Origin of the sequence: Methylobacterium sp. J-001, from assembly GCF_022829565.1 — a bacterium.
Lineage (GTDB): Bacteria > Pseudomonadota > Alphaproteobacteria > Rhizobiales > Beijerinckiaceae > Methylobacterium.
Map to the genome: position 1 here is coordinate 238,129 of NZ_JAKSYN010000227.1, position 13,964 is coordinate 252,092.

Consider the following 13,964-nt stretch of genomic DNA (forward strand, 5'->3'; position numbering starts at 1 on the left):
GCCCTGGCAGGACGGACGGGTCGCCCCACGATCAGCCTGATCGGGGGAGGCTTTTGTTTCGGGCATGACGCTCGAATGGCGTCTCACCCCTCGTCCGCCGCGATGAGGTGGAAGAAGCTTCCGCCCACATATCCGACCCGATGACCGGCCAAGCCCTGATCCGTGCCCTCCGCGTCTGTGACGCGGGCCAGGGCATCCGCCGCTGCGGCGACTGGCGAGAGTTCGGTAGCATAGTGGAATTCGTGGCCGACGACCCGTGCACCCTGCCGGCCCAGGGGGCCGTCGCTACAGAGCCGGGCGACGCGATAGCCGAGATGCAGCTTCCGCTTGCGGTAGGACGTGGCGACCGGCAACAAGCCCGCCATGACGTGGGTGGTGCCGTCCGCATCCTCGAGGGTGCGCCCGAGGACCATGTAGCCGCCGCACTCGCCGTGGATTGGGCGCGTGGTCGCGAAGGCGCGCAGGCCCTCGAGGAATCGAGTGGCGGCGGCGAGTTGGCCCGCATGCAACTCCGGATAGCCGCCCGGTAGCCAGCAGGTGTCGCACGACTCGGCCGGCGCCTCGTCGGCGAGCGGGGAGAAGGGTACAATTTCGGCCCCGGCCAGCTGCCAGCCGGCTTCGAGGTGCGGGTAGAGGAAGCTGAACGCCGCATCGCGGGCCACGGCGATGCGTTGCCCGGGCGGGCGCGGCAGGATTCCGGCTGACGCGGCGGCGCCGCCGCCCGCGCAGGCGAGCACGGCGTCGAGATCGATGCCGGCTTCGGCGAGGTCGGCCAGCCGGTCGAGGCGCGCTTCGAGATCGGCGGTCTCGCCGGCCTGAACGAGGCCGAGATGGCGCTCGGGCAGGACCAGCTCGGCGTCGCGCATCAGCACGCCGAGGACCGGAAGCCCCACGCGCTCCATGCCGGCCTCCACCAGCCGGCGGTGGCGGGCACTGGCAACTTTGTTGAGGATCACCCCGGCGATGCGGATCCGCGGATCGTAGAGCGTGCAGCCGAGCGCCACGGCAGCTGCCGACTGCGCCGCGCCGGAGACGTCGACCACGAGCACCACCGGCCAGCCGTAGCGGGCCGCGATGTCGGCATTCGCCCCGGTCCGGCTCTCCGCCGCCCGCACGCCGTCGAACAGGCCCATCGAGCCCTCGGCGACCACGATGTCGGCCTGCGCGGCCGTTTCACCCGCCAGTGCGTCGAGGAGGCCGGGCGCCATGGCGAAGCTGTCGAGATTGAAGCTCGGCTGGCCCGTGGCCGCGCGATGGAAAGCCGGATCGATATAGTCCGGCCCGCATTTCGCACCCCGGACGCGCAGGCCCCGCCGGCTCAGTGCCCGCATCAGCGCCAGCGTGACGGTGGTCTTGCCGGAACTCGAGCGCGGCGCTGCGACCAGGAGGCCGGGGGCGCTCATACCGCGCGCCCCACGGTCCCGCCCGGCCGGTAGCGCCGGTCGTAATCGGGCGCGTAGAGCGCGCTCTCGTGGAAATCGGCGGCGCCGAGAGCCGGACCGACGAGGATCAGAGCGGTGCGTTCGAGACCGGCCTCGGCGACGAGGGCCGGCAGCCCGGCGAGGTCGCCGACCAGGGCCCGCTCATCCGGCCAGGAGGCGCGGAACACTGCGGCGGCCGGGCAAGCGGCGCCGTAGTACGGGATCAGCTCGGTCGCGACCTTCTCCACGACGTGGATCGAGAGGTGGACCGCCAGCGTCGCCCCGGTGGCCGCAAAGGCCGCCAGCGTCTCGCGCTCCGGCATCGCGCTCGCCCGGCCGGAGGTGCGGGTCAGGACGACGGATTGCGACACGCCCGGCACAGTCAGCTCCCGGCGCAGCAGGGCAGCGGCGGCCGCGAAGGCCGGGACGCCCGGGGTCACCGTGTAGGCGATGCCGAGCCGGTCGAGCCGGCGCATCTGCTCGGCCAGCGCGCTCCAGATCGACAGGTCGCCCGAATGCAGCCGCGCCACATCCTGCCCGCGCGCGTCCGCAATCTCGATCTCGGCCATGATCGCGTCGAGGTCGAGGGGTGCTGTGTCGACGATGCGCGCACCTGGCGGGCACCAGCCCAGGATCTCGGGCGCCACCAGGGATCCCGCATAGAGGCAGACCGGGCAGGCGGCGATGCGATCGCGGCCGCGTACCGTGATCAGGTCGGCGGCGCCGGGGCCGGCGCCGATGAAATGGACGGTCATGTGTGCCGGGCTATGGGGTGCAGGACGGCGAGGGCGCAGGTTGCGCCACCGCTGGCGATACGGGGAAGGGCGAGGTGGCTGCCCGGTCCCGCCGCCGCCAGGGCCGCCGCCTCGGCGAGCGAGCCGACTCCACGCAGGCGTTCGATCCGGGCAGAGCGCGTGACGATGTTCGGGTCGCAGGCTTCAAGGGCTCTCGGTTCGACCGGGCAGGGCGAGAGGCCGAATTCCGAGGCCGCCTGGCGGATGGACGGTTCCGCAGCCCGGTCGGCTGCGGTCGCGATCGCTGCGAGGTCGGTGCGCGCGGCGCCGATCGTGCCGAGAGCACAGGTGATCAGCGCGGCGATCTCGTCGGCGCCCGTGCCGCGACGGAACCCGACCCCGGCGACGATCCGGTCGCTCATGACTTGGTCCAGGCCCATTGGGTCACCGGCATCGCGGGCCGCCAGCCGTGCAGGCCGCCCACCGGGCTCGCGCGGTCGACCGAGAACCGCCGCAGACTGCCGCCCTGGTTCGCGAAGGCCGCGAGCAGGGCGGCCTCGCCCTCCAGCGTCACGGCGTTGGCGACGCAGCGCCCGCCCGGCCGCAACGCGGCGATGGCCGTCGTCAGGATACCGGGCGCCGAGACGCCGCCGCCGATGAAGATTGCGTCGGGGGTGGTCAGGCCGGCTAGCGAAGCCGGGGCCGCGCCGGTGACCACCGTCAGATCCGGCACGCCCATAGCTTGCGCGTTCCGAAGGATCCGCTCGGCCCGGTCGGGGCGCGCCTCGATGGTGGTGGCCCGCAGGCTCGGGTGGCGCAGCATCCACTCAATCGCGACCGAGCCCGCACCGGCCCCGACATCCCAGAGATGCAGACCCGGATGCGGCCGCAGGGCCGCGAGCGTCAGCGCCCGGATCTCGGTCTTGGTGAGTTGCCCGTCATTCTCGAAGAGGCCGTCGTCGAGGCCGGGCGCCAGCGGCAGCGCGTGTCCTGCTCCGTCGATGGTGATCGCAACGGTGTTGAGCGGGTCGATTGCCGGGAGATCGAAGGCCTCGGCCTTCGCCGCACGGATCCGCTCACGCGGGCCGCCCATCGCCTCCAGGACGGTGAGGGTCGAGGTGCCGAAGCCGCGCTCGGTCAGCATCGCGGCCAGTGCCGCCGGCGTCGTGCCGTCCCAGGACAGCACGAGGAGGCGCGCGCCCGGCTGGATATGCGGGATGATCCGGGCCAGCGCCCGGCCATGCAGGGTGACGAGGCCACATTCGGCCAATGGCCAGCCGAGCCGCGCGCAGGCGAGGCTGAAGGCCGAAGGTTGGGGGAAGGCCCGGATCTCGGCGGGCGGCACCAGCCGGGCGATCTCAGCGCCGATGCCGTAGTGGAACGGATCGCCGGTAGCGAGAATGCAGGTCGGATTCCCCCGTCGGGCCAGGATTTCCGGATAGGCCTCGTGGATCGGGCTCGGCCAGGGCCGGGCTTCGGCGTCGAGGGGTGCAGCCAGATCCAGGTGGCGGCGGCCGCCATAGACCACCCGCGCGGCGTCGAGCGCGGCGGCGGCTGCCGGCGCGAGCCCGGCCCGCCCGTCCTCGCCGATGCCGACGATCGACAGCCACCGCCCGGCCGCGGGCGGGCTCGACAGGGGCTCAGCGCTCATGGACAAGGCCTCCATGACCGGTGACGCGATGCGAATCCTGATCCTCGGCGGCACCGGCGAGGCGAGCGCCCTGGCAGGGGCTTTGGCAGGTCGGGCAGATTGCGCCGTGACTCTGTCCCTCGCCGGCCGGACCGCCGCGCCGAAGGTCGAGCCTGTACCGACGCGGATCGGCGGATTCGGTGGCGCCGAGGGCCTTGCCGCGTTTCTGCGCCGCGAGCACATCGACCGTCTGATCGACGCGACGCATCCCTTCGCGGCGACTATCTCGGGCAACGCCGCCGTTGCAGCGGTGGCGGCGGGCGTGGAACTGCTGGCGATCCGCCGGCCGGCCTGGCGTCGCGAGCCCGGCGATCTCTGGACCGAGGTACACAGCATGGAGGAGGCAGTCGCCGTGCTCGGGCGTGAGCCCCGGCGCGTGTTCCTGACCATTGGCCGGCAGGAAGCCGGCGCCTTCGCAGCGGCCCCGCACCATGCCTATCTCGTACGCACGGTCGAGCCGCTGGACGGTGCGCTGCCGGTGCCGCACCTCACCGCCATCGAGGCACGCGGGCCGTTCGATGCGGCGGCCGAGGCGGATCTGATACACGCCACCCGCACCGAGATCCTGGTCAGCAAGAATTCCGGCGGCGCGGCGACCTACGGCAAGATCGCGGCGGCGCGCAGCCTCGCGATTCCCGTGATCATGGTGTGCCGGCCGGAGAAGCCCGAGGTTGCGAGCGTCCCCAACGCCGCGGGCGCACTGCGCTGGCTCGATGCCGGCGATCATGCCGGTTCCGCGACTTTGCGCGACGTGTAGACGAAGGGCAGTCCGTCGGTTCGCGGAATTAGCCGCGTGGTCGAGGCGCCGAGGATCACCATCGTGGCCATGTCGGCCGGCACGTCCCGTGCCTCGGCGAGGGTCGACACCCGGATCGCCTCGTCCGGCCGGCTGATCGCGCGGGCGAACATCACCGGCGTCTCCGGCGCCCGGATGGTGGCCGCGTGTTCGAGCGCTGCCCCGAGCTGCCAGGGCCGCGCGGTGGAGATCGGGTTGTAGAGCGCGATCACGAAATCGGCGCGCAGCACGGCGTCGAGCCGGGCGATGACCACCGGCCAGGGTTTTAGATTGTCCGACAGGGATAGGGCGCAGAAGTCGCCGCCCAGCGGCGCCCCGAGCCGGGCCGCGGCGGCCAGCATCGCCGTGATCCCAGGCTCCACCGTGATGGAAAGGTCGCGCCATCCAGGCTCGCCGTGTTCCACCGCCTCGAACACCGCCGAGGCCATGGCGAACACGCCGGGATCGCCGCCCGACACCACCGCGACCCGGCGGCCGGCGGCGGCAAGCTGCAGGGCGTGGCGGGCGCGGTCGACCTCGACGCGGTTGTCGCTGGCATGCCGGATCAGGCCCGGACGCTCGGGCACGCGGGCCACGTAGGGAAAATACCCGACCAGATCCTCAGCAGCGTCGAGAGCCCGGCGGGCGGACTCCGTCAGCAGCCCCGCATCCCCGGGGCCGAGGCCGACCACCGTAAGGCTGCCGCTCACGGGCGCCGCCCCTCGCCGGGCAGGAGGACCATGGAGAAGTAGGGGGCGTCGTCATCCGCCTTGTCGGCGAGCATCACGACGCGCTCGCCCGCCATCGTGCCGCGCTCGACATAGATCGCGCGATCGATGAGCCCGGCGGCGGTCAGCGCAGCGCGGACCTTTGGCAGATGCCGACCGAGCTTCATCAGCACGGCGGCGTCGGTGCCGCGCAGGCGCTCGGTGAGTGCGTCGAGCGGCAACGTCGCCGGCAGGACCGTCAGGATGTCGTCGCCCCAGGTGATCGGCGTGCCGGCCCGGGTCCAGCAGCCGGACATGCCGGTCACGCCTGGCACCACCTCCACGGGGAAGCGGTCCTTGAGGCGCCGCCATAAATGCATGAACGAGCCGTAGAAGAACGGATCGCCCTCCGACAGGATCGCGACGTCGCGCCCTGCGCCGAGATGGTCGGCGAGCTGCCCGGCCGCGTCGTCGTAGAAGGCTGCGAGCGCTGCCACGTAATCCGGGTGCTCCGGATGAATCTCGGTGGTGTAGGGATACGCCAGCGGCATCTCCCGGGCCGGGTCGTGCAGGATTGCGTCCGCGATGGTGCGGGCATTGCCCCGCCGGCCGCGCTTGCAGAAATGCACCAGCACCGGCGCGCGCATCAGGATGCGCTGCGCCTTGACGGTGAGCAGTTCCGGGTCACCCGGCCCCATGCCGACCCCGTAGAGAATGCCGGTGACGGCGGCAGCGGGCATCTCCTCGACGGGGGCTTCGACGCGTTCGAACCCGTCCATCACTCGACCTCGCAGGCCAGCGCGTTGACGGCCGCAGCGGTCATGGCGCTGCCGCCGCGGCGGCCGTGAACGACGACGAACGGGACCCGGCCGTCCCGGGCCAGCGCGTCCTTGGACTCGGCGGCGCCGACGAAGCCGACCGGGATGCCGATCACCGCGGCCGGCGGCTTCACGCCGGCATCAAGCAATTCGAGCAGGCGAAACAGGGCGGTCGGGGCGTTGCCCACCGCCACGATGCTGCCCGGCAGGTGTTCGCGCCACAGCTCCATGGCGGCGGCCGAGCGCGTGGTGCCGAGGCTTTTGGCGAGATCCGGCACGCGCGGGTCGCCGAGGGTGCAGACGACGGGATTGTTGGCCGGCAGCCGCGTCCGGGTGACGCCGTCGGCGACCATCCGGACATCGCACAGGATCGGGGCCCCGGCCTGAAGCGCCGCCACGCCCGCTTCTGCGAAACCATCCGACATCTCCACGTCGGCGGGGAGGTCGGTCATGCCACAGGCGTGGATCATGCGCACGACCACGCGCTCGGCCGCCCCAGACCAGCGCACGAGGTCGGCCTCGGCCCGGATCATCGCGAAGGAGCGCGCATAGATCGCGGCGCCGTCACGGATATACTCGTAGCGAGAGGTGGCCTCCGGCTCCGAACCTGCCTGGCGCAGGGCATTCTGGCTCGCGCTCATGCCGGACTCCCGTTCCTCCCAATATCGGTCATGGTGCGATCCGGCGCGAAGGCGGCGGCGAGCCCGATTGTCTTGGCCCTTCCTAACCGCTCCAGTACCGCATCGATAGGGAGGTGCATGGCTGGCTCATCGCCCGGCGCACCGCCGATGACAGTACCGTACAGTCCCGCCCGGCCGATCAGCGTCAGATCTGCGGGGCCCGGCTTGGCGCAGCCCTTCGCGCAGCCTGAGACATGGGCCGAGCGCCCCGCCGCGGCCAGCGACCCGAAAGCCTGCGCGAGAAGCGCGGCATCCGCGAGCGTCGATGTCGATCCGGACGCGCAGGCCGGCGCGCCCGTGCAGGCGGCGACGCTGCGACGGGGGTCGTCGGGTGCGACGATGAAGTTTTCCGCCAGTGTTGTCAGATCGGCGGCAGACGGATTTTTGAGCAGCAGCACGAAGCCGCGGGCCGGTGACAGGCGGATCTCGTCCGTGCCGAGGCGGGAGGCGAGATCGGCGAGGTCATCGAGGGCATTGGCCGTGCACCGTCCGAACGGCGCATCCGCGGTGAGAACGGCCATGTCGGGCGCGAGCCATCGGGTGCCGGCTGGCGGTGAGAAGGGCACTGCGCGTGGGGAGACAGCGTCGAACATCCCCTCTCGCCCAAGAGAGGGAACCCGCGTCGGCATCGCAAGCCGCACAGCATCCGCCACCGCGCCGAACGCATCCAGCGGGAGATCGCGCATCCGTCGCCGTCCGGTCCGGACGAAGGCCTTCAGCAGCGCCACGACGACGGCCGGCGTCTCCGCCTCAGTACAGGTAACGACTTCGTGAAAACCCTGATCCGCGGCAATCGCGATCGCGATGCCGCCGGAGGCACGGGGCGACACGTAGGCATCGCCGTCCGGCCTTTCTGCCTCGAGGCGGCCTTCGACCACCACCAGCGTCTTGGCCGGTAGTCCCGGAACTGCGAGCCCCGCTGTCTCGATGGCGCGGGCGAGGGTCGCGACGTCGAGCGTCTCGGCCGGATCATGGCCGGCCAGGGGGCTGGTCAGCGTCAGGCGCTGCGGGCCGCCATCGGCGCGCGTGTCGCCGAGACCGGCAGCTTCCAGCATGCGGGCGAGCGATGTGCGGGTCGCCTCCGAGACGCCGCGGATCTGGAGGTTGGCCCGGGCGGTGAGATCGAGATGGCCGTTGCCGAAGCGGCGCGCGCCCTCGGCCACCGCGCGCGCCTGCGGCACGGTCAGGATTCCGAGGGGCGGATGCACGCGGGCCAGCAGGCCATCCCCGGTGGGCATCGGCCGGCTGAGCCCGGGACACCAGCCCCGGCGTGCAGGCGCCTGCGGAAGAACGCGGCGATGCGCGGAGACGCTCATTCGGCGGCCTCCGGCATCAGCGCGTCGGCTGGCAGCGCGTTGCGCCGGCTGTGCCACAGGCCGCGGTCGCGCGCCTCGTCGAACCGCTCCAGGATGGCCCGGGTCGCGTCCGGGTTGGCTGTCCGCAGTCGGTCGAACACCTCAGGGTCGGCGATCCAGGCGGCGTAGAGGCGGTCGAACCCGGCATCGGTCACAACGTCGCTGGCGGCGGCGAGCACGAACACTGCGTCGAGCCCCTGGGCCAGCTCCTGAGCGCCCCGGTAGCCGTGGCGCAGCTGCGCCGCGATCCAGCGCGGATCGGCCAAGCGTCCACGGATCAACCGGGCGGCATCCTCCCGGGCGGTGCGGGTCTTGGGCCGCTCGGGAACCGATACATCGAGGCTGTAGAGATTGGGGCTGGCGCCTTGAAGCGTGGCGGCGGCCGCGAAACCGCCCATGGCGTCCACCGCGGCATCGCCGTCCAACAGGTCGCGCTCGGCCACGTCGAAGGCATGCAGGTAGGCATCCGCCGCTGCGACCCGGGCACCGAAGGTCGCATCCGGTCCCTCACTGTCTCCATAGGCATGGCTGCTCGCCGCGAGATAGGCACGACCGAGATCGGACCGGTTGTCCCAGGCGCCGTCGAGGGCGGTCGCGGCGGTGCCGGCCCCGTATCGGCCGGGAGCCGCGCCGTAGACCCGGGCAATCGCCTCGCCGCGGCGTCGAGCCGCAGCCAGGGGGTTTTCGAGATCCTCCTCGTCCCGCTCGGCCACCGCCCGGGCGGCGCGGTCGAGGAGTGCCAGCGTGTCCGGGAAGGTGTCGCGGAACGCACCCGAGACGCGCATGGTCACGTCGATCCGGGGGCGATCGAGCATGGCGAGGGGCAGCACCTCGAAGCCTGTGACCCGGGTGCTGGCATGGTCCCAGACCGGCCGCACGCCCATCAGTGCCAGGGCGTGGGCGACATCCTCGCCACCGGTGCGCAGGGTTGGCGACGCCCAGAGATCCATGACGATCCGGGCCGGGTACTCGCCCTCGTCCTGGAGGTAGCGGGTCACCACCGAGGCGGCGGCGCGTTCGCCCAATAGCGCCGCGGCGCGGCTCGGGATCGCCCGGGGATCGAGGGTCGCGAGATTGCGCCCGGTGGGCAGCACGTCGGCCCGGCCACGCGACGGCGAGCCCGCGGGGCCCGGCGGCACGAAGCGGCCGTCCAGGGCAGCCAGGAGTCCCGCCCGCTCGCCGGCAGCGCTTGCCGTGACCGGTTCGAGTGCAGCGTCGAGGGCCCGTCCGAACACGTGCAGGCCGTCGCGGAACGTGGTCTCGCCGAGATCGCAGAGATGGGCGTCGAGGCGGGTCAATGCCTCCTCCATCGGTGTGTCGGGGCCGATGCCGGCGCCGTCGAGCAGCCCGGCGGCGTCCGCATCTTCCAGGATCGCGCCGGCGATCAGGCCGGCCCGGCGCGGATCAAGCACGCTGGCGGCGGAGTACTCCTCCACCAGCTCGCGCAGACGCGCAGCCTCGGGCGACAGGGCATGCACCTCCGTGTCGGGCGTGAGGTGGCCGAGGGCGATCCCGCCCAGGCGACGCTTGAGCGGGGCGGCTTCGCCCGGATCGTCAACGATGAATGGGTAGATCACCGGCAGCCCGCCGACGCAGAGCGCCGGAAAGCAGTCCGGCGACAGAGCCACCGCCTTGCCGGGCAGCCATTCGGTGGTGCCGTGGGTCCCGAGCTGCACGAGCGCATCGAACTCGCGGCGAAGCCCGAGGTGGAACGCCAGGTAGGCGTGGGTCGGGATCCGTTCCGGATCGTGATAGCCGGTTTTCCGGTCGGCATCGCGGCCGCGGTCGGGCTGGAGGAAGAGGGCGAGTCGGCCCCCTTCGGCCAAGGCCGACGGGGGAAGGTGCGCGGCATCGGCCGTGACCATTCGGAACCGGAACATGCCGTCGCGGCAAGTCGGATCGGCAGTAGGCTCGCCCCAGGATTCGGTCAGTGCATCGCGCGTGTCTGCCGGCAGCCCGGCAAGCCAAGTGCCATAATCGGCGAGCGGTACCGTGAACCCCGCCTCGCCCGCGGTGAGCGCCCGCATCAGCGCGTTCGAATCGGGTAGCGCGCCGGTCGCGTACCCCGCTTCGGCAAGATCCAACAGGATCGCGCGGGCGCTCTCGGGCGTGTCGAGGCCCACCGCGAAGCCGGCCCTCCCGCCGCGGGCGGGATAATCCGACAGGACCACGGCCACCCGCCGCTCGGCGCGGGGCAGGGCGGCGAGGCGCAGCCAGCCCGCCGCCCGCTCGGCCAGAGCGTCGATGCCGGCGGGATACGGTACGGCCCGGCGCTCGGCGAACCCGGCGACCTCCGGGGATTCCTCCTTGAAGGAGATCGGGAAGCCGGAGAGCCGTCCGTCGAATTCCGGCAGGGCGACCTGCATGGCGAGGTCCGCGGCCCCGAGGCCCCGGGCCGAAGCTTCCCAGGCCGCCCGGGGCGATCCGATGGTGAAGGCCTGAAGCACCGGACAATCGGCACCGTCGAGCACGAAATCGATCCCGTCCTCCCGCGCCGAGAAGGCGGTGGCGGCGATGACGAGATCCGGCTTGCGGGTCCGCACGGCCTCGGCCACGGCCGTGGCAGCCCCGGGTTCCTTGAGGCTCGAGACGGCCATCGGCAGCACGCCGATGCCGCGGGCGCGCAGGGCGGCGGCTAGGGCGACGAACGGCGCCGTATCGCCGCCCAGCACCGCCGAGCGGTAGACCAGTAGCAGAGCCAGCGGTCTTGTCGCTGTTTGCCGGGTTGTCAGCGGCACCGCCGTCTCGGCGGCATCGATCGCGGTGGCCAACGGCAGCACGCCGCAGCCCGCGCACCAGGGAAAGCCGCGCGGCAGCGGCTGGGGTGGTTCGACCGCCCCGCCAGCGCCGATCCGAGCCGCCAGCAGCCGCAGCATCCTTCGGAGATTCTCCGGGCCGCCAGCCCGGAAATAGCCGTCGAGCTCATCAGCAAAGTGCGGGTCTGTGGAGAAGCCGGCGAGCCGCGGGTCCGGCCGGTCGTCACCCGGCAGCACCGCCAGCACGACTCCATGCGCCCGCGCCGCGGCGGCGCAGCGTTCGATCCCGTAGCGCCAGTAATCCAGGCCGCCGAGGCAGCGGATCACCACGAGCTTCGCCCGGGACACCACGCGCTCGACATAGAGATCGACCGACATCGGATGCCGGAGCTTGGCGAGCTTGGCGAGCCGCAGGCTCGGCAGGCCCGGCTCGGCGGCCTGTGCCAGTCCGATCCCGGCAAGGTCGCTGTCGGTGAACGACAGCACGACGAGGTCCCCGGGCTCCTGCCCAAGATCCACGGCCGCCTCGCCCTCGTCGAGGGAGACGGTATCGATGCGGACAAGATGCATGGCGCGCCTCCTAGGCCGCGCCGAAATGGGCGCGCGCGCAGCGTCTCAGCGAGGGAGCGCGCGCGAGCTCCGTCATCCCGCGAGCGCCGCGGCGACGGCGCCCTGGTCGAACCCCTTCAAGCCGATCACCACGAGGCGCCCGTCACGGCTCTCGCCCGCCCGCCAGGGCCGGTCGAAATGGTGGACGACGCGCCGACCGACGCCCTGCACCACGAGGCGCATGGCCTTGCCCTCGACCTCGGCGAAGCCCTTGATGCGCAGGACGCCGGGAGCTTCGGCGGCTTTTTCGACCCGGGCCGCCAGGTCGCCGGCCGTGATGGCCGGACGGATCGGGAGGGCCACGGTCTCGAAGTCGTCGTGGTCGTGATCCTCGCCGTCGCCATGATGCGAGGGACGGGCGTCGAGGTCGTCCTCCGCGGCGGCGCCCAGCCCGAGCAGCACCAGCGGATCGATCGCGCCGTTCTCGGTCTCGACCACCTTCACGGCGCGGGGCAGGTGCCCCTCGACCTCGGCGCGCACCCGTGCCCGGGTCTCGGCATCGAGCAGGTCGGACTTGTTGAGCACCACGAGGTCCGCGCAGAGGAGCTGGTCCTCGAACACCTCCTCCAGCGGGTTGTCGTGGTCGACCGCCGTGTCGGCGGCCCGCTGGGCGGCGAGCGCCTCGGGATCCTCCGCGAAGGCGCCGGCGGCGACGGCTGGTCCGTCCACCACGGCGACGACGCCATCGACGGTGACCCGCGAGCGGATCGCAGGCCATTGGAACGCCTGGACCAGCGGCTTCGGGAGGGCGAGGCCGGAGGTCTCGATCAGGATATGCTCCGGCGGCTCGGCGCGGCCGAGCAGCGTCTCCAGCGCCGGCACGAAATCGTCTGCCACGGTGCAGCAGATGCAGCCGTTCGGCAGCTCGACGATGGCATCCTCGGTGCAGCCCTCGACACCGCAGGCGGCCAGGAACGACTTATCGAAGCCGACATCGCCGAACTCGTTCACCAGGATCGCCAGGCGGCGGCCCTTCGCGTTTTCGATCACGTGGCGGACCAGCGTCGTCTTCCCGGCGCCGAGGAAGCCGGTGACGATGGTGCAGGGGATCTTGGTCACGATGGTCATTCCGCAGCCTCCCAGGTGCCGGCCGGAAGCGGGCGGGGATCGGGTAAGGGCGGGATCCGGGCGATCACGCCGGTCTTGAAGGCGGCGGGCCGCTCCCGCCACGGCACGATGCCGTCCTGCGTGGACGCGTAGGACGAGAGGCCGCCGAGGATAATCGCGGCGGACTCGATCGGGTCCATGTCGCCGTAGACGTAGGTCCATCGGTTTTCGGAGGCGACCGCCACCGAGCACGGCCGCTTGCACACCGACAGGCATTCGACCCCCTCGATCCGCAGGTCCGGCGCCGCGTTCCCCGCACGCAGGGCGTCGAGCAGGCGCGCCCCGGCTCGGGGGCCGTCCGGGTCGTCGCCCGGACGGCGGCAGGTGGTGCAGACGTAGAGGACGGTCTCAGGCATGGGCCGTCCCGCGCGCCGGACCCCGGGCGAAAGCCTGCCAAGCCCATCCGAAGCCCAGGCCGATCAGCAGCCAGAAGACGAAGCTGATCGCCAGCGACCGGGCCGCGAACTGTGCCGCCAGCGCCGCCGGAAGCTCGGAGGCGGCCTCGGGTGCCTGCGGCGCGCCAACCACGTGCGGGGCGATGATCAGCACGAGCCCGCCCATAATGGCGATCAGCGAGCGCCGGATCGCGATCAGGTACAGGCCCATGCCGGTGGCGGCCGCCGTCATCACCCACCACGCTTGTCGGGTGGCCAGTGGCGCGGCCTCACTGCCCGGCAGTTCCGGCGGCAACCCGAGTCCCGGGGCGAGGGCGACGCTAGCGAAGCCCGCGATCGCGAAGGCGACGCCCACCTGCCGGGTCGGCTCCCGCCCGCAGGCGAGGATCGCCGCACCGAGCAACAGGGCATAGCCCACCGCGCCGACGAGGGTCGCCAACGCCGTGAACGCCATCCGGGGCAGGCCCTCGCCGGGCTGCCAGTCGGGTGCGGTATCCGGCGCGGCGTGATCGTGTCCGGCATGAGCCAGGACGATCGGGAGGTCGCGCTGGGCCTGATGCGTCTCGTGATTCTCGTAACGCTCGGCCGCCACGATGAGCGGCGAGGTCAACGTCAACTCAAGGCCCGTCACGACGACGGCCGCGAGGAAGCCGGCGGCCAGAGCCGCCGACAGAAGCCGGGTGATCATCCCTGGGGTAGGGGCGTCAGTGGCAGGGGAAGTTCTGGGTATGCCGGAAATCGTGCGCGGCGTTGTGCAGCGCGATCGCCGGCGAGAAGCCTGCCATGAACAGCAGGCCGAGGCCCAGGAAAGCCGCCAGCGCAACGGCGACCGGGCGCTCCGCGGAGCGGGTGCCGGTGGCGACGGGGGCAAGGGTCGAGGTGGTCATCAACATGTCTCCAGCCGCCCCACCGGCGGC

At 72.1% G+C, this 13,964-nt stretch carries 14 protein-coding genes; 1 reads left to right on the forward strand and 13 read right to left on the reverse strand.

The genetic code is table 11. From position 1 onward, the window contains the following. Window positions 1–83 precede the first annotated feature (83 nt). The 4 genes from MKK65_RS30745 to cbiE are packed head-to-tail and all read right to left on the reverse strand — an operon-like array spanning window position 84 to window position 3,806. Window positions 84–1,403 (reverse strand): cobyrinate a,c-diamide synthase, encoded by a 1,320-nt coding sequence (locus MKK65_RS30745; protein WP_243961972.1) that lies wholly within the window; start codon window positions 1,401–1,403, stop codon window positions 84–86. Then, a complete protein-coding gene (gene cobM, locus MKK65_RS30750; protein WP_243961973.1) occupies window positions 1,400–2,176 on the reverse strand; it encodes a precorrin-4 C(11)-methyltransferase in 777 nt (258 codons plus the stop codon). The genes MKK65_RS30745 and cobM overlap by 4 nt, the downstream gene beginning before the upstream one ends. Next, on the reverse strand, window positions 2,173–2,577 hold the full coding sequence (locus MKK65_RS30755) for a cobalamin biosynthesis protein (protein WP_243961974.1): 405 nt from the start codon (window positions 2,575–2,577) through the stop codon (window positions 2,173–2,175). The genes cobM and MKK65_RS30755 overlap by 4 nt, the downstream gene beginning before the upstream one ends. Further along, on the reverse strand, window positions 2,574–3,806 hold the full coding sequence (gene cbiE, locus MKK65_RS30760; RefSeq protein ID WP_243961975.1) for a precorrin-6y C5,15-methyltransferase (decarboxylating) subunit CbiE: 1,233 nt from the start codon (window positions 3,804–3,806) through the stop codon (window positions 2,574–2,576). The genes MKK65_RS30755 and cbiE overlap by 4 nt, the downstream gene beginning before the upstream one ends. A gap of 13 nt (window positions 3,807–3,819) precedes the next feature. Here cbiE and MKK65_RS30765 point away from each other — a divergent pair, with 13 nt between their 5' ends. Then, entirely contained in the window at window positions 3,820–4,602 is a 783-nt protein-coding gene (locus MKK65_RS30765; RefSeq protein ID WP_243961976.1) for a cobalt-precorrin-6A reductase, read from the forward strand. Here MKK65_RS30765 and cobJ read toward each other — a convergent pair. The 9 genes from cobJ to MKK65_RS30810 all read right to left on the reverse strand — a co-directional run bounded on the left by cobJ (window position 4,569) and on the right by MKK65_RS30810 (window position 13,934). Further along, the gene (gene cobJ, locus MKK65_RS30770) at window positions 4,569–5,330 is read right to left on the reverse strand and encodes a precorrin-3B C(17)-methyltransferase (protein WP_243961978.1); all 762 of its coding nucleotides are present in this window, start codon (window positions 5,328–5,330) and stop codon (window positions 4,569–4,571) included. The genes MKK65_RS30765 and cobJ overlap by 34 nt on opposite strands. Then, window positions 5,327–6,106: a precorrin-2 C(20)-methyltransferase gene (locus MKK65_RS30775; protein WP_243961980.1), complete on the reverse strand. Its 780-nt coding sequence runs from the start codon at window positions 6,104–6,106 to the stop codon at window positions 5,327–5,329. Before MKK65_RS30775 ends, cobJ begins: the two co-directional genes overlap by 4 nt. After that, window positions 6,106–6,786, reverse strand: coding sequence for a precorrin-8X methylmutase (locus MKK65_RS30780; protein ID WP_243961982.1), 681 nt, complete (start codon window positions 6,784–6,786; stop codon window positions 6,106–6,108). The genes MKK65_RS30775 and MKK65_RS30780 overlap by 1 nt, the downstream gene beginning before the upstream one ends. Further along, window positions 6,783–8,141 carry a precorrin-3B synthase gene (gene cobG, locus MKK65_RS30785; protein WP_243961984.1) on the reverse strand — a complete coding sequence of 453 codons (1,359 nt, stop codon included), beginning with the start codon at window positions 8,139–8,141 and terminating at the stop codon, window positions 6,783–6,785. The genes MKK65_RS30780 and cobG overlap by 4 nt, the downstream gene beginning before the upstream one ends. Further along, window positions 8,138–11,506 carry a cobaltochelatase subunit CobN gene (gene cobN, locus MKK65_RS30790; RefSeq protein ID WP_243961985.1) on the reverse strand — a complete coding sequence of 1,123 codons (3,369 nt, stop codon included), beginning with the start codon at window positions 11,504–11,506 and terminating at the stop codon, window positions 8,138–8,140. The genes cobG and cobN overlap by 4 nt, the downstream gene beginning before the upstream one ends. A 72-nt stretch (window positions 11,507–11,578) precedes the next feature. After that, a complete protein-coding gene (gene cobW, locus MKK65_RS30795; RefSeq protein WP_243961986.1) occupies window positions 11,579–12,613 on the reverse strand; it encodes a cobalamin biosynthesis protein CobW in 1,035 nt (344 codons plus the stop codon). Continuing rightward, the gene (locus MKK65_RS30800; RefSeq protein WP_243961987.1) at window positions 12,610–13,008 is read right to left on the reverse strand and encodes a DUF1636 domain-containing protein; all 399 of its coding nucleotides are present in this window, start codon (window positions 13,006–13,008) and stop codon (window positions 12,610–12,612) included. The genes cobW and MKK65_RS30800 overlap by 4 nt, the downstream gene beginning before the upstream one ends. Beyond that, window positions 13,001–13,735 carry a CbtA family protein gene (locus tag MKK65_RS30805; protein ID WP_243961988.1) on the reverse strand — a complete coding sequence of 245 codons (735 nt, stop codon included), beginning with the start codon at window positions 13,733–13,735 and terminating at the stop codon, window positions 13,001–13,003. The genes MKK65_RS30800 and MKK65_RS30805 overlap by 8 nt, the downstream gene beginning before the upstream one ends. Window positions 13,736–13,751: 16 nt before the next feature. Next, the gene (locus MKK65_RS30810) at window positions 13,752–13,934 is read right to left on the reverse strand and encodes a CbtB domain-containing protein (protein WP_243961989.1); all 183 of its coding nucleotides are present in this window, start codon (window positions 13,932–13,934) and stop codon (window positions 13,752–13,754) included. Window positions 13,935–13,964: the final 30 nt, after the last annotated feature.

Coding starts and splice junctions, on each gene's coding strand:
- MKK65_RS30780 (WP_243961982.1), bottom strand. CDS start 6,786: ATGAGCGCGAGCCAGAATGCCCTGCGCCAGGCAGGTTCGGAGCCGGAG.
- MKK65_RS30745 (WP_243961972.1), bottom strand. CDS start 1,403: ATGAGCGCCCCCGGCCTCCTGGTCGCAGCGCCGCGCTCGAGTTCCGGC.
- cobW (WP_243961986.1), bottom strand. CDS start 12,613: ATGACCATCGTGACCAAGATCCCCTGCACCATCGTCACCGGCTTCCTC.
- cobM (WP_243961973.1), bottom strand. CDS start 2,176: ATGACCGTCCATTTCATCGGCGCCGGCCCCGGCGCCGCCGACCTGATC.
- MKK65_RS30775 (WP_243961980.1), bottom strand. CDS start 6,106: ATGGACGGGTTCGAACGCGTCGAAGCCCCCGTCGAGGAGATGCCCGCT.
- cbiE (WP_243961975.1), bottom strand. CDS start 3,806: ATGAGCGCTGAGCCCCTGTCGAGCCCGCCCGCGGCCGGGCGGTGGCTG.
- MKK65_RS30810 (WP_243961989.1), bottom strand. CDS start 13,934: ATGACCACCTCGACCCTTGCCCCCGTCGCCACCGGCACCCGCTCCGCG.
- MKK65_RS30755 (WP_243961974.1), bottom strand. CDS start 2,577: ATGAGCGACCGGATCGTCGCCGGGGTCGGGTTCCGTCGCGGCACGGGC.
- cobN (WP_243961985.1), bottom strand. CDS start 11,506: ATGCATCTTGTCCGCATCGATACCGTCTCCCTCGACGAGGGCGAGGCG.
- MKK65_RS30800 (WP_243961987.1), bottom strand. CDS start 13,008: ATGCCTGAGACCGTCCTCTACGTCTGCACCACCTGCCGCCGTCCGGGC.
- MKK65_RS30805 (WP_243961988.1), bottom strand. CDS start 13,735: ATGATCACCCGGCTTCTGTCGGCGGCTCTGGCCGCCGGCTTCCTCGCG.
- cobG (WP_243961984.1), bottom strand. CDS start 8,141: ATGAGCGTCTCCGCGCATCGCCGCGTTCTTCCGCAGGCGCCTGCACGC.
- MKK65_RS30765 (WP_243961976.1), top strand. CDS start 3,820: ATGACCGGTGACGCGATGCGAATCCTGATCCTCGGCGGCACCGGCGAG.